The organism is Pseudomonas huaxiensis (assembly GCF_003231275.1).
Taxonomy (GTDB): domain Bacteria; phylum Pseudomonadota; class Gammaproteobacteria; order Pseudomonadales; family Pseudomonadaceae; genus Aquipseudomonas; species Aquipseudomonas huaxiensis.
Map to the genome: position 1 here is coordinate 279,402 of NZ_QKVL01000002.1, position 13,968 is coordinate 293,369.

Consider the following 13,968-nt stretch of genomic DNA (forward strand, 5'->3'; position numbering starts at 1 on the left):
CTCCCACAGTGTTTTGATCCAGCCTCAACATCTCGGGCGTGTTCAAGACCCTGTGGGAGCTGGCTTGCCAGCGATGCGCCCGCCCGCGCGGCGCACCATCTCAAGGGCGCTAAACACTACCATCGACCCTCAAGACAACGGCTTCTCCATCGGCTGATACACCAGCCCAGCGAACTCACCAACGTCCCCTGCCAGAACAAATCCGTACCGCTCGTAAGCAGCCACTGAAGACAATGACGCCCTGACCGTCACGACCTCCCCCCTGGCCTGCTCCAACGCCGCGCTCATCAGGTGCAGACCGATGCCTCGACGCTGCGAGCCTGGCGCGACGAACAGCATCGCCACATGACGCCCCTCCTTGAGCTCGATCAACCCGCTGAGCACCCCTTCCGCGACACACACCAGCATCAGGTTGTCGCCCTCCATACGCTCGGCAAACGCCTGCTCCGATGCCACCTTGGCGAAGGTTTCAACGCCCTGCGCCGACAGGGAGGGCGCAACCGCCGCCATAAATGACGCCTGGCACAGGGCACTGGCGCGGGGCAGGTCGTCGTGGGTCAGTTTGCGTATCTGCATGGCATTTCGTCCGTGTCTGCAAGTTGTGTTCGCCACTCAAAACATCCGAGCCTGGCAAGGCTCCCACCCTCAAAGCGGCTGAACTTTCCAGTTCCAGCCAAAAGTTTGCGCGCAAGGCGCCAACCAACGGCGCAAGTGCGGATTATTCGCCAACGTTTCAGGTTCAACACCGCGAGCACCGATATTGGCATGAGGTAAAAAGCGCACATCCAGGCTCTTTTCCAGTTGCTCGATCAACCGGGGAAAATCCATGAGGCTCGCCAGCCGTGGCCACTTCACGAGTTTTCGATAGCGCAGTTGTTCGGAGTCAATGCGCAGATCATCGTTGGGACGCCACTGGGCCAGGTAGAGGTTGTCATTACGCTCCAACTGGACGCGCCAGTGCCCGGTGCAAGGGACGAGCAGTTCGAGTTTCAAACTCTCAGGCCGCAACTTGTTGCGCTTGTAAAACCAGTGTTCGATGGGCTCGTTGCTCAGCACAACGGAGAAGGTGCTGTCATGCGGCATGGCGCCCAGGTCAAATATCGCGAACCATTGAGCCACCACTGACGGGCTGATTTCTTCCGGCATACATACTCCTTGATCGTCGAACTGAAAACGGCCTTGTCAGGTAGCATGGCGGCCATTCTTGTCAGGAATGAAAAAGCAGCCATCATACGCATCCCGGCAGACGTTCAGAGGGAGTGGAAAACATGAATCGCCGTAAAAAGATCAACCAGCTGTTAAAAGCTCACGCGAAAAAGGCCAGCGCCAAACTGGCGCCCAAGAGCAAACCCAAATACATCAGCAAGGCTGACCGCTTGAAGCTGGAAGCCGAGCCCGCCCAGGACAATACCCTTTCGGCTGAAAGCTGAGCCCCGTTATTACTTTTGCCATAACACAAAGAGAGGATTTTCACGTTCAGGGCGCTTTTCAGATACTCCAACGCAAGGGAATCAGCCCTTACTCAAAGCCATGCAATGGAGTGTCTTCATGTTGAATTCAGTACAGAAATCCGTATTGGTTACCGGTATCACCACCGTGGCGCTGATGGCGGCGCAAACCGCATTCGCGGCCGACGGCCTGGGCGGAGTGCTCGAAGGTTTCGGCGGCCTGTTGGACGAGGTGTTCAACGTTGCGGGAGAAGTCGTTCGGCGTCTGGGCGGTCGTTAACCGACAGCCGCTCCGTCCTTCCCCTGCTCCTGGCTCCTGCAAGGGAGCAGGCGGAACCAAGCCAAACGGATAGATTTGCGAACGATTCTTAATCACTATATTCTTCGCGTTTTCCCGCCGGGCCCTGCCGGCTTCTGGACACGTGAGGTTCGCTTTGGCTGACGATCTGGGCCGGTTGTTTCGCCTTTATCACCGCGACTTGCAAAACATCGCCTATCGCCGTCTGGGCGATCGCGAGTTGGCGGCCGACCTCACCCAGGACACCTTCGTGCGCTACGCCGGCCTCGGCCAGCAGCAGCAAACCGACACCATCCTGAACCCACGCTTCTTCCTGATCCGGGTGCTCGGCAACCTGATCATCGACCTTGCCCGTGGGCGCAAACGCCAGGGCTCACCGGTTGACCTCACGGAAGTGCAGGACGAATTGCTCGACCCGCGTCCCGGCCCCGAACGGCTGTTCGAGTTGCGCCAGCAATTGCAGTGCCTGCACCTGGCCCTGAGCGAACTGCCGGAAAATTGCCGCACCGCGCTGCTGCTCAATCGCGTCGAGGGCCTGAGCCATCAGGCGATTGCCGAACGCCTGGAGGTTTCCGCGAGCATGGTCAGCAAATACATCATGCGTGCGTTGCGTCATTGCGTCCGCAGCCTTGAGCTGCTGGAGGACTGAGCGATGGCAACGATTCGCGCGAAAGACCTCGACTGTCCCCTGCCCGGCCTGACCGATGAAGCGCTGCAATGGTTGGTGGACCTGCACAGCGGCACGGCCGATGACGGCGATTGGGCAAACTACCAGCGCTGGTGCGAGCGCTCCGAGCAGCATCAGGCGGCGTCGCTCGCCGCCGAACGGCTGTGGGAACGCTTGGGCAGTGCGCTGCAACGCCCCGCGCCTCGACGGCGCGCCGGCCCGGTCCTGGGACTCGTACTTGCGCTTGGTCTGGCCAGCGGCGCCGTGTGGCAGGTGCGCGAAGACGGATGGCTGGCCGACCAGCGCACCGGCGCGGGCGAGCGCCGCGAGCTGCAGTTGAGCGATGGCTCGCAGTTGCACCTGGCCCCGCAAACCCGTGTCGACATCCAGATCGAAGGCAACCGCCGCACGCTGCGCCTGTACGCCGGCGAGCTGTTCGTGCAGGTCGCGGCCGACGCCTCGCGACCGTTCGAGGTGCAGGCAGCGGACGGTACGCTGCGCGCCCTCGGCACCGGCTTCGACGTGCGCCGCGGCGGTGCGCGAGTGCGCCTTGTGGTTACCGAACACAGCGTGGGCGTGACCCGTCAGGGCGTTGGTACGCAGACCGTGGTGCAGGCCGGTCAGACCATCACCTACGACGCCAATGGCGTGTCGAAACCGCTCGACGTGGACGCCGACAGCCTGACCGCCTGGCGTCGCGACCGGCTGATCTTCGACGGCCAGCCGCTGGGCGAGGTGCTCGACGAACTGTCGCGGTATCACAAAGGACTGCTGTGGATCCGCGATCCGGCGTTGCGCCAGTTGCCGGTCACCGGCCTGTTCGAAACCCGTGACCTCGACGCGCAACTGGCCTTGCTGCAACAGTCGCTGCCAATCCGCATCCGCAAATTGCCGTGGCTGACGGTGGTGGAGCCGGACGAGCAACGCAAAATTCAATAACCCGAAAATTTTTTCACGTGGCACTGTCAGGTTTGAAATCTTCAGCGTCTTTCCCATTTGAGAGTGATTTTTAATTAGCTGATTTCAGCGGGGAGAGACATGCAACAATCCTTCAAACGTGCCGCGCTCGGCCTGGCGATGAGTACGGCCTGCGGCCTGGCGTTTGCCGTAAGCACCCAGACACTGGCAGCCGATGCCGCGCAAAGCGCAACCCGTGCCTTTGCCATCCCGGCCGGCCCGCTCGGCCAGGCGCTGACGCGGTTCAGCGATCAAAGCGGCTTGCGCCTGATCGTCAACAGCGAGCTGCTGGCCGGGCGCAACAGCCCAGGCCTGAACGGCCATTACAGCGTCGCCCAGGGCGTGCAACGCCTGCTCGCCGGCAGCGGCCTGAGCGCGGCACTGAGCGGTGACACCCTGATGATCACCCAGGCCACACAAGAAGGCTCGGCGATGGAACTGGGCGTGACCCGGATCAATTCCGAGCAACTGGGCAGCACCACCGAAGGCAGCGGTTCCTACACCACCGGCGCGGTCACCCTGGGCAAGAGCGCGCAGAAGCTCAAGGACATCCCGCAGTCGGTCAGCGTGCTGACGCGCAAGCGCATGGACGACCAGAACATCGTCAACCTCAAGCAGGCGCTGGAAAACACCACCGGCCTGAGCGCGATCAAGTCGCCCGGCTCCGGGCTGTTCATTTTCTCCCGTGGCTTCGACATCGAGAGTATCCAGTACGACGGCGTGCCGGTGCCGCGCAACGTCTATTCGCTGGGCAGCTACATCAGCGAGAACATGTCCATCTACGACCGCATGGAAGTCATGCGCGGTGCCGCCAGCCTGCTGCAGGGCGCGAACAATCCGGGCGGCGCGATCAACATGGTGCGCAAGCGCCCGCAGGCCGAGCCGACCGTCACCCTGACCACCAAGGCCGGGAGCTGGGACCGCTACGGCATGCAGCTCGACGCCGGCAATGCGCTTAACGATGAAGGGACTATCCGCGGCCGCGCCGTGGTCGACTACCAGAAGGGCAATTCCTTCACCGACTCGCTGTGGAACTGGGAGCAGACCGTCTACGCCGCGCTGGACTTCGACCTCAGCAGTGACACCACCCTGGGTGTGGGCGCGAGCAACAAGAAGACCCACTACCAGCCGTACATGATCGGCCTGCCGCGCAACCGTGACGGCAGCCGTCTGGACGTCGGCCGCTCGACCTACATCGGCGCCAACTGGAACCGCGCCAGCAGCGACCAGACCGCCGTGTACCTCGACCTCGAACACCGCTTCAACGATGCCTGGCGCTTCAAGGCCTCGGCCCTCGGCATGTTCGAATCCAACGAAGCGGTCTACCAGTTCATCACCGGCGCCGTGGGCCCTGGCCCGGCGCCGATCTATGCCGACTACGGCACCGACTTCAGCAACCACAACCTGGGCCTGGACATGTACGTCGACGGCCAGTTCGAAGGGCTGGGCTTCAAGCAGAGCCTGGTGCTGGGCGCCAACTATTCGAAATACACCACCGACGATGGCTATGCCCGCGCATTCACCCCGGGCGTGGACATCACCAACGTCAACCATGACCGCCCCTACCAGACCTACAACGGCATCGCCGACCGCGCCAACCTGACCACCAGCCAGTACGACGTGCGCCAGAAAGGCATGTACACCAGCTACCGGATCAACCTGCTGGAGCCGCTGACCCTGCTGCTGGGCAGCCGGGCGAGCTGGTATGAAATGAGCTACGACGCGAACAACTACTTCCAGCGCGAGGTCAACGGCGATCCGGTGCACTCCACGGCCCAGAGCACCGGCAAGGTCACCCCGTTCGCCGGCCTGGTGTACGCGCTCAACGAGCAATGGTCGGCCTATGCCAGCTACGCCGACGTGTTCATCCCGCAGAGCGAGCGCGGCCTCAACCAGGCGCCGCTGAAACCGATCACCGGCACCAACTATGAAGTCGGTATCAAGGGTGAGTTGATGGATGGCCGCCTGAACACCTCGCTGGCGGTGTTCCGCTACCTGCATGAAAACCGCGCGGTCGCCGACCTGGGCAGTGGTTTCGAGTGCGATGGCTGGTACTGCTCGATGGCCAGCGGCAAGGTGCGCAGCCAGGGCGTCGAACTGGAGGTGAACGGCGAGGTGCTGCCAGGTCTGCAACTGTCCAGCGGCTACACCTACAACACCACCCGCTTCATGGACGACCCGGAGCTCAAGGGCAAGACGTTCAGCACCTTCACCCCCAAGCACATGCTGCGGGTGTGGGCCGACTACCAGTTGCAGGGTGACCTGGAAGGCATCAGCGTCGGTGGCGGTGTCAACAGCCAGAGCCGGACCATCGGCTTCGACCGCGCCTATGAAGCCAGCGGCTTCTCCATCTGGAGCGCGCGGGTGGCCTACAAGGTCAGCGATCAGGTCAGCGTGGCAGCCAACCTGAACAACCTGTTCGACAAGGACTACCTGATCCCGTCATACGGGACGCTGACCGGCAACAACTACTTCGGCGACCCGCGCAACGTGATGTTCACCCTGACCTACACGCCGACCTTCTGAGGCCCGGCGTCACCCCACGGGACGCCCGCCGCCGGGCGTCCCGCTCCCTGCTTATGGCTTGATCGCAATCTTGAGCACACCGTCGCGCTGATGGGCGAACAGGTCATAGGCCGCGACAATGTCGCCCAGCGGGTAATGGTGGGTCACCAGCGAGCCGAAATCCGCCCGGTTCGACTCGATCACGCTCATCAGCCGGCGCATGCGCTCCTTGCCGCCCGGGCACAGGGCCGTATTGATCCGATGGTCGCCCAGGCCAGCGGCAAAGGCTCCGAGCGGAATCTTCACATCGCTGGAATACACGCCCAGGCTGGACAGCGTGCCGCCCGGCTTGAGCACCTTCATGGCCTGCTCGAACGTCGAGGGCAGCCCCAGGCATTCGATGGAAGAATCGGCGCCGCGCCCACGGGTCAGCTTCATCACCTCCTCCACCACATCGCACTGGTTGAAGTTCAGCGTGATGTCAGCGCCCATGGTCCGGGAAATGCCGAGACGATGGTCATTGCCATCGACCGCGATGATGGTCGAGGCGCCCAACAGCCGCGCACCGGCGGTTGCGCACAGCCCGATCGGCCCCTGGGCGAAAATCACCACGGTGTCGCCGATGCGGATATTGGCGTTCTCCGCGCCCTTGAAGCCGGTCGACATGATGTCGGGGCACATCAGCACCTGTTCATCGGTCAGGCCATCGGGAATCGGCGCCAGATTGCCCTCGGCATCCGGCACCAGCACGTATTCAGCCTGGGTGCCGTCGATCAGATTGCCGAAGCGCCAGCCGGCCGTGGCCTTGTAGCCGTGGCATTCGCAGGCGCCGCGGTCCAGCAGGTAACTGCCGTCCTGCGAGGCAACCCCATCCTGAGCGGCGTAGGAGTTGAAGTTGGGACAGATCGCCCCGGCGATCACCCGCTGGCCTTCCTTGTAGCCCTTGACCGCGCTGCCGAGCTTCTCGATCACCCCCACCGGCTCATGACCGACGGTCAGCCCCTTGGCGATCGGGTACTCGCCCTTGAGGATATGCACATCGGTGCCGCAGATGGTCGTCGTGGTGATGCGGATCAGCGCATCGGTGGGGCCAACGTCCGGGACGGGTTTATCCGCCAGTTCGATTCGCCCGGGCGCTACGAAAACGGCTGCTCTCATCGTGGCCATCTCTCATCCTCCTGACTGCTGAAATGTGCTGAGCCATCAAGCAAAGCCCAGTCAGAGCGGTCTGGCAAACATAAGGGGGGATGTTGTTGGGGATTAAGTGCGTTCAGAACCGCTATTCGAACTTCCGGGCGCCGCTTATTGGCCCGCCTGCAGATAAGGATTACTCTTTCGAAGCACTCACTCGAACGACCCCGCACATGACCAGCCCAGAGTTCTCGCAAGACATCAATGCCGTTCAAGCCATCGAGGCGGTGCCGGTCATCCTGAGCATGGTCAAGCACTACACCGGGATGCGCTTCGCCGCCGTGGCCCGGGTGACCGAAAAGAACTGGGTAACCTGTGCCGTCGATGATTCCATCGAGTTCGGCTTGAAGCCCGGTGACGAACTGGTCCTTGAATCAACCATCTGCCACGAAATCCGCCAGCACCGAAAACCGGTGATCTTTGGCCATGCCAGTGAGCACCCGGTTTTTTCCTTGCACCACACCCCCAGGACCTATGGGCTGGAAAGCTACATCTCCATTCCCATCGTCAAGGCCAACGGCGAGTTCTTCGGCACCCTGTGCGCCATCGACTCGGTTCCCGCCCATCTTGATGAACCGTCCATCGCCCAGACACTGACCCTCTTCGCCCAATTGATCGCGATGAGCCTCGACACCCACAACACCCTTCACAGCACTCAGGTCGCATTGGCGAGCGCCCATGAACAAGGTCGGCTGCGCGAACAGTTCGTCGCGGTGCTTGGTCACGACTTGCGCACCCCGCTCAGTGCCGTGCGGATGAGCGCCGACCTGCTGGAAACCAAGACCACCGATAAACGATCGCTGAAACTGGTCTCGGCGATTCGCAACAGCGCCATCCGCATGGGCGTGCTGATCGAAAACGTGCTGGATCTGGCGCGCGGCCGAATGGGCGGCGGAATTCCGATCAAGCGGCAACTGGTCGATGACCTCGGCCACACCCTTGGCCTGACCCTGAACGAGGTGCAAAGCTCACACCCGCACGTGACGTTCATTCATTCGCTTGAACTGCCGAGCGGCGTCTATTGCGACCCGCTGCGGATCAGCCAGATGCTCTCGAACCTGTTGGGCAATGCCGTGACTCATGGCTCGACCACAACGCCGGTCACTGTCGAGGCCCACGCGCTGAACGATGAAATCGTCATCTCCGTGACCAACCAGGGCCCGCCAATCCCCGCGCAATTGATGCCGTTGCTGTTTGAACCCTTTACCCGCTCAGAGGCAGGGCAACACGGTGAAGGCTTGGGCCTGGGGCTGTATATCGCCTCGCAGATCGTGACGGCCCACAACGGCACCTTGAACGTTGTGTCCACGCCTGAGGCAGGCACCTGTTTCGTCGCGAGATTCCCCGCGAAACTGCAATGGGCCTGATGTGAGCCGAGGGCGGTCAGCCGTGACCGCCCTGCCTGTGATCCCCGCGCGTTACCGCACTGATGAATCATCTTCATAAGTGCTTGCCGATTTATCCGTCTAGTCCCCATCCCCCTCCTCGCTTAGTGTTTTCCCAACGAATGCGCGTCAGGCCAAAAGCTCGCGCGCACGCCTGCCAACGGTTGAACAGGGAAACGGGACATGCAAAAGCGCCAACTCGGCAACAGCGCTCTGGAAGTATCAGCCCTGGGACTGGGCTGCATGGGTCTCAGCCACGGCTACGGGCCGGCCACCGACACTCAACAGGCCATCGCACTGATCCGGGCAGCGATCGAGCGCGGTGTCACCTTCTTCGACACCGCCGAGGTCTACGGCCCTTATCTGAATGAGCAAGTGGTAGGCCAGGCCCTGGCGCCGGTGCGCGACAAGGTGGTGATCGCCACCAAGTTCGGCTTCACCTTCGGCTCGGACAACAAGCAGCAGGTTCTCAACAGCCGCCCGGAGCACATCCGCATCGCGGTCGAAGGTTCCTTGCGCAGGTTGAAGACCGATGTCATCGATCTGCTCTACCAGCACCGGGTCGATCCTGACATTCCCATAGAGGACGTCGCAGGCGCGGTGAAAGAGCTGATCTGGGAAGGCAAGGTCAAGCACTTCGGTCTCTCGGAAGCCGGCGCGCAGACTATTCGCCGCGCCCACGCGGTGCAGCCCGTCACCGCGTTGCAGAGCGAGTATTCGCTGTGGTGGCGCGAGCCGGAGCAGGAGACTCTCCCAACCCTCGCCGAGCTGGGTATCGGCTTCGTGCCGTTCAGCCCACTGGGCAAGGGCTTTCTCACCGGGGCGGTAGCGGCGGACGCCTCGTTTGGCAGCGACGACTTCCGCAGCATCGTGCCGCGCTTCAGCCCGCAAGCCCTGCAGGCCAATCAGGCGCTGGTGACCGTGGTCCGCGAACTGGCGGCGCAGAAAGCGGTAACACCCGCGCAGATCGCCCTCGCCTGGCTGCTCGCCCAAGCGCCCTGGATCGTGCCCATCCCCGGAACGACCAAGCTGCACCGCCTGGAGGAAAACCTCGGCGGCGCGGACATCACCCTCAGCGAAACCGACCTGCAGGCCATCGATTCGGCGCTGTCGCAGGTGCGCATCCTCGGCGACCGCTATCCCGAGGCGCTCAAGGCCCGCGTCGGGCGCTAGCGGAGGATGACGATGAACAACGCTCGTAGTTCGCGGCCCCGCACGGCGCTCTCCGCGCTATTGGCGATAAGCCTGGGGCTGGGAATGGCCCCGGGCATTGCCGCCCAAAACACCGAGGAGTCGCCAGCCATGCCCCGCACACAGCCTGCCCTGACGAAGCTGTCAGCCAAGCAACAGGCCATTCCACTGATCGCCGCGTTCATGGCCACAAGCGACATGCCCAGGCTCAACACTGCGTTGGAGCAGGGCCTGGACGCGGGTCTGACCATCAGCGATGCCAGAGAAATCCTGGTGCAGCTTTACGCCTATGTCGGTTTTCCGCGCAGCCTCAATGCCTTGAACGAACTGATGACCGTGGTCGAGGCGCGCAAACAGCGTGGCCTTCAGGATGCGCCAGGGCGTGAACCCAGCCGGACGATCGCGACCGGCGACGCCTTGCTGGCGGCCGGCACGGCCAATCAGACACGAATCTCGGGTGGTCCGGTAAAGGGCCCGGTGTTCGACTTCGCCCCGGTGATCAACCAGTTCCTCCAGGCTCATTTGTTCGGCGACATCTTCGAACGCGACAACCTGGACTGGCAAAGCCGGGAATTGGCCACAGTCGGGGCGCTGGCGGCAACGCCAGGCGTCGAACCCCAGTTGCGCTCGCACATGAGTGCGAGCCTTCGGGTCGGGCTGAGCGCAGAACAGTTGCATCACCTCTGCGCAGTGCTAGCCGAACGTGGCGATGAACAGTCAGCCAGGCGGGCGAGTACCGCGCTGGCCCAGGCACTTGCGTTATCAGGAGAAAAATCATGAGAAATACCCTTTTGAAAGCCTCGCTTATGGCCGCAATGGTCGGCCTCTCGACAGGCGAAGCCAGCGCCGCGGACTACAAGGCCAACCCGTTTACCCTGGCCTACGACGGCGCGATTGGGAAAAACCAGCCGGGCCAGGTCAACATCCATCCCGTCACCTACAAACTGAATGGCCTGGACATCGCCGCCAACGTCTACACACCAGCCGACTACGACCCGAAAAAGGCCTACCCGACGGTCGTCGTCGCCCACCCCAATGGCGGGGTGAAAGAGCAAGTTGCCGGCCTCTACGCGCAGCGCCTGGCTGAGCAAGGCTACATCACCATCACCGCGGATGCCGCCTACCAGGGCGCCAGCGCAGGGCAGCCGCGCAGTGTCGACAAGCCGGCGAACCGGATCGAGGATATCCATGGCATGGCGGACTTCATCACCCGCTATGCCGGGGTCGATGGTGAGCGTCTGGGGTTGCTGGGTATCTGTGGCGGCGGGGGCTATTCGCTGGCGGCCGCCGAGACCGACAAGCGCTTCAAGTCGGTGGCCACCATCAGCATGTTCAATTCCGGGCGGGTTCGTCGCAATGGCTACAACGACTCGCAACTGGACACCGTCCAGCAACGCCTGCAGCAGGCTTCCGCGGCCCGCGCCCAGGAAGCCGCCGGCGGCGCGGTGATCTACTCGGGCGACGTCAACCTGACGGATGAACAGGTCGCCAAACTGCCCTTCGACCTTTATCGCGAAGGCTACGCGTACTACGGGAAGACCCACGCGCATCCCAACTCGACCTTCAAGTACACCACCAGCAGCCTGCTCGACCTGATGCGCTTCGACGCCACCGACCAGATCGAACTGATCGACCAGCCCCTGCTGATGATCGCCGGCAGCAAGGCCGACAGCCTGTATATGACCAAGGACGCATTCGCCAAGGCGACCGGCACCCAGAACAAGGAACTGTTCATGATCGAGGGCGCGACCCATATCGAAACCTACTGGGTGCCGCGCTATGTGGACGCGGCGCTGGGCAAGTTGACGGCGTTCTACGCTAAAACCCTGTCTGATCCGCGTTGAGCGCACTTCAGCTTCGCCATGCGGGACCGGGCTGCATCGGATAATCTCGGGCGTCTCATGAGAGGTTTTCACCCATGTACCGTCCCAACCTCAACGACCTGCAAGCCTTCGTGGTGATTACCCGCGAGGGCAGCTTTACCCGCGCGGCGGCGCAGCTCGGGGTTTCGCAGTCGGCCCTGAGCCACACCCTTCGCGCCCTCGAAGCGCGGCTCGGGGTGCGGCTGCTGACCCGCACCACCCGCAGCGTCTCGACCACCGAAGCCGGTCAGCGCCTCTACCTGTCCATGGCGCCGCTGTTTGCCGAGATCGATCAGGAACTGGCGGTGGTCAGCGAGTACCGCGACACCCCGGCCGGCACCGTGCGCATTTCGGCATCCGAGCATGCGGCGAACAACATCCTCTGGCCCGCATTGCAGAAGGTGCTTCCCGACTACCCGGACATCCACGTCGAAATCACCGTCGACTATGCCCTCACGGACATCGTCGCGCAGCGCTATGACGCCGGCGTGCGGCTGGGCGAACAGGTCGCCAAGGACATGATTGCCGTGCCGATCGGCCCGTCGTTGCGCATGGCGGTGGTGGGTTCGCCCGGGTACTTCGAAAACCGCCCTGCACCGCTGGTGCCGGGCGACCTTGCCAGCCACAACTGCATCAATCTGCGCCTTCCCACCCACGGCAGCCTGTTGCAGTGGGACTTCGAGAAGGACAACCGCGAACTGAAAGTCCGCGTCGAAGGCCAATGGACATTCAACAGCAGCCTGCCCATCCTGCGCGCCGCGATTGCCGGGTGCGGGCTGGGTTTCCTGCCGGAGGACATGGTGACCAAGGAAGTGGCCGATGGGTCGCTGGTGCGGGTGCTCGAGGACTGGTGCCAACCGTTTGCCGGCTACCACCTCTACTACCCGAACCGCCGCGAGCATTCCTCGGCGTTCCGGGTGGTGGTGGATGCGCTGCGTTACAGCCGCTGAATGCCCAGGGCCTGCGGGTTCGCGACGTTCTTCGGTTCACCGGCAAAGAACGCCCGCACGTTGTCGAAGGCATCGCCGAAGTAAAGCGCGTAGCCGTTTTTCTCCACGTATCCCAGGTGCGGCGTGCACAGCACACGGGAGTGGCGCAACAGGGGGTGGCTCGGGTCGAGCACCGGTTCTTCCTCATACACATCCACGGCGGCAAAGCCCGGCCGCCCGGCATCGAGCGCCTGCAGCAAGGCGCCGGGGGCGATCAGTTCGGCGCGGCTGATGTTCACCAGCAAAGCGTCGGCCTTCATTCTCGACAGGTCGTCGAGGGTCACAATATGCCGCGTGCGCTCGGACAGGCGCAGGTTGAGGCTGATGATGTCCGACTCGGCGAAGAACGCCTCGCGCGACGCCGCAGCACGATGTCCGTCGGCTTCGGCAGCGGCGCGGCTGCTCTCACTGCCCCACACCAGCACCGACATGTCGAACGCCTGGGCATAGCGCGCCAGCCGCTGGCCGATCTTGCCGTAACCCCAGATCCCGAGAACCTGCCCCGCCACCGCCTGGCCCAGATTGACCTGCCATTGACCACGCCTGAACCCCTCGATGGCCGGCACGAGCTGACGCCGCGCATTGAGGATCAGCGCCCACGCCAGCTCCGCCGGCGCCACCGGCGAGCCACGCCCCTCGGTCACGACGATGCCGCGCGCGGTGCAGGCGTCCAGGTCGAGATGGCCGGCGACTTTGCCGGTCTGGCTGATCAAGCGCAGTTTCGGCAGCCGGTCCAGCAACGCGGCATCGATACGGGTGCGCTCGCGGGTGAGCACCAGCGCGTCCGCCTCGGCGAAGCGTGCGGCCAGCTCGTCCAGCGAGGCCGGTTGTCGCTCATGAAAGACCGTGACCTCATGCCCGGCCAGCAGCCTGTAACAGTCGAGGGTGCGGATCACGTTCTGGTAGTCGTCGGGGATGACAATGCGCATGGTGATGGGAGCCTGCCGGTTGTGTGGGGTTAGACGATAGCTGAATGCCGAAGGATAACGGGAGATGTGGGAAGCGCGGCGACCAGCCCGCTAGACTCAATGGCACAATCCTTGGTACTGATTTGGTCGACAGTGAAGTAAAGGAGATCGCGACATGACCCAACGGCTGCTGAACCTGCGCCTGACGCCAGGGCCTGCCTTGGACAGAGAGGCGACAATGCTGGCGGAGAACCGCTTATGAGCTTCGCGGATGTGCTGTATCGCGGACCGGTTGACCTGACGCTGACCTATGGCGAGGTCGGCGGCCTTGGCCGGGAGGCGCAGCGCCTGGGGGCCGATCTGGTGCTGAGCCGCCGCACCAAGGATCGCCCGCTCGCCGTGCTGTTGCCCAAAGCGCTGTACCTCGATGTGCTCAAGGGGCCCAGCCGCGCTCGCCTGACCCTGCCAGACGGACGAGTGTTCGCCGGGCGTGTGACCGAGCGCACCGGTAATGGCGAGTATTTCGAACTGGTCGAGGACGGCGAGTGCGTGCAGAGCACTGATTGA

At 63.1% G+C, this 13,968-nt stretch carries 15 protein-coding genes; 11 read left to right on the forward strand and 4 right to left on the reverse strand.

What is annotated here, in order from left to right; genetic code table 11:
• Nucleotides 1-129: 129 nt before the first annotated feature.
• On the reverse strand, nt 130-576 hold the full coding sequence (locus tag DM374_RS04455) for a GNAT family N-acetyltransferase (RefSeq protein WP_110968791.1): 447 nt from the start codon (nt 574-576) through the stop codon (nt 130-132).
• 69 nt (nt 577-645) lie between these two features.
• Entirely contained in the window at nt 646-1,146 is a 501-nt protein-coding gene (locus DM374_RS04460) for a hypothetical protein (RefSeq protein ID WP_110968792.1), read from the reverse strand.
• 122 nt (nt 1,147-1,268) lie between these two features.
• Here DM374_RS04460 and DM374_RS04465 point away from each other — a divergent pair, with 122 nt between their 5' ends.
• The 5 genes from DM374_RS04465 to DM374_RS04485 all read left to right on the forward strand — a co-directional run bounded on the left by DM374_RS04465 (nt 1,269) and on the right by DM374_RS04485 (nt 5,896).
• Nucleotides 1,269-1,430: a DUF2986 domain-containing protein gene (locus tag DM374_RS04465; RefSeq protein ID WP_110968793.1), complete on the forward strand. Its 162-nt coding sequence runs from the start codon at nt 1,269-1,271 to the stop codon at nt 1,428-1,430.
• Between the two features lie 118 nt (nt 1,431-1,548).
• Entirely contained in the window at nt 1,549-1,728 is a 180-nt protein-coding gene (locus tag DM374_RS04470; RefSeq protein ID WP_110968794.1) for a hypothetical protein, read from the forward strand.
• Between the two features lie 154 nt (nt 1,729-1,882).
• A complete protein-coding gene (locus tag DM374_RS04475; protein WP_110968795.1) occupies nt 1,883-2,395 on the forward strand; it encodes an RNA polymerase sigma factor in 513 nt (170 codons plus the stop codon).
• Nucleotides 2,396-2,398: 3 nt separating this feature from the next.
• Nucleotides 2,399-3,352: a FecR family protein gene (locus DM374_RS04480; protein ID WP_110968796.1), complete on the forward strand. Its 954-nt coding sequence runs from the start codon at nt 2,399-2,401 to the stop codon at nt 3,350-3,352.
• Nucleotides 3,353-3,451: 99 nt separating this feature from the next.
• A complete protein-coding gene (locus DM374_RS04485; RefSeq protein WP_110968797.1) occupies nt 3,452-5,896 on the forward strand; it encodes a TonB-dependent siderophore receptor in 2,445 nt (814 codons plus the stop codon).
• 51 nt (nt 5,897-5,947) lie between these two features.
• On the opposite strand, the gene DM374_RS04490 is transcribed toward DM374_RS04485, so the two are convergent.
• The gene (locus DM374_RS04490) at nt 5,948-7,042 is read right to left on the reverse strand and encodes an NAD(P)-dependent alcohol dehydrogenase (RefSeq protein WP_110968798.1); all 1,095 of its coding nucleotides are present in this window, start codon (nt 7,040-7,042) and stop codon (nt 5,948-5,950) included.
• Nucleotides 7,043-7,239: 197 nt separating this feature from the next.
• Here DM374_RS04490 and DM374_RS04495 point away from each other — a divergent pair, with 197 nt between their 5' ends.
• From DM374_RS04495 to DM374_RS04515, 5 genes are all read left to right on the forward strand, one after another.
• On the forward strand, nt 7,240-8,433 hold the full coding sequence (locus DM374_RS04495) for a GAF domain-containing sensor histidine kinase (protein WP_110968799.1): 1,194 nt from the start codon (nt 7,240-7,242) through the stop codon (nt 8,431-8,433).
• Between the two features lie 201 nt (nt 8,434-8,634).
• Nucleotides 8,635-9,624, forward strand: a complete 990-nt coding sequence (locus DM374_RS04500; protein ID WP_110968800.1) for an aldo/keto reductase — start codon at nt 8,635-8,637, stop codon at nt 9,622-9,624.
• Nucleotides 9,625-9,630: 6 nt separating this feature from the next.
• Complete coding sequence (locus DM374_RS04505; protein WP_110968801.1) at nt 9,631-10,422, forward strand: carboxymuconolactone decarboxylase family protein; 792 nt, start codon at nt 9,631-9,633, stop codon at nt 10,420-10,422.
• On the forward strand, nt 10,419-11,486 hold the full coding sequence (locus DM374_RS04510; RefSeq protein ID WP_110968802.1) for an alpha/beta hydrolase: 1,068 nt from the start codon (nt 10,419-10,421) through the stop codon (nt 11,484-11,486). The genes DM374_RS04505 and DM374_RS04510 overlap by 4 nt, the downstream gene beginning before the upstream one ends.
• A gap of 74 nt (nt 11,487-11,560) precedes the next feature.
• Entirely contained in the window at nt 11,561-12,454 is an 894-nt protein-coding gene (locus DM374_RS04515; RefSeq protein WP_110968803.1) for a LysR family transcriptional regulator, read from the forward strand.
• Here the strand turns inward: DM374_RS04515 and DM374_RS04520 are convergent.
• Complete coding sequence (locus DM374_RS04520) at nt 12,442-13,422, reverse strand: D-2-hydroxyacid dehydrogenase family protein (protein ID WP_110968804.1); 981 nt, start codon at nt 13,420-13,422, stop codon at nt 12,442-12,444. The genes DM374_RS04515 and DM374_RS04520 overlap by 13 nt on opposite strands.
• Before the next feature lie 237 nt (nt 13,423-13,659).
• Here DM374_RS04520 and DM374_RS04525 point away from each other — a divergent pair, with 237 nt between their 5' ends.
• The gene (locus tag DM374_RS04525) at nt 13,660-13,968 is read left to right on the forward strand and encodes a hypothetical protein (RefSeq protein WP_110968805.1); all 309 of its coding nucleotides are present in this window, start codon (nt 13,660-13,662) and stop codon (nt 13,966-13,968) included.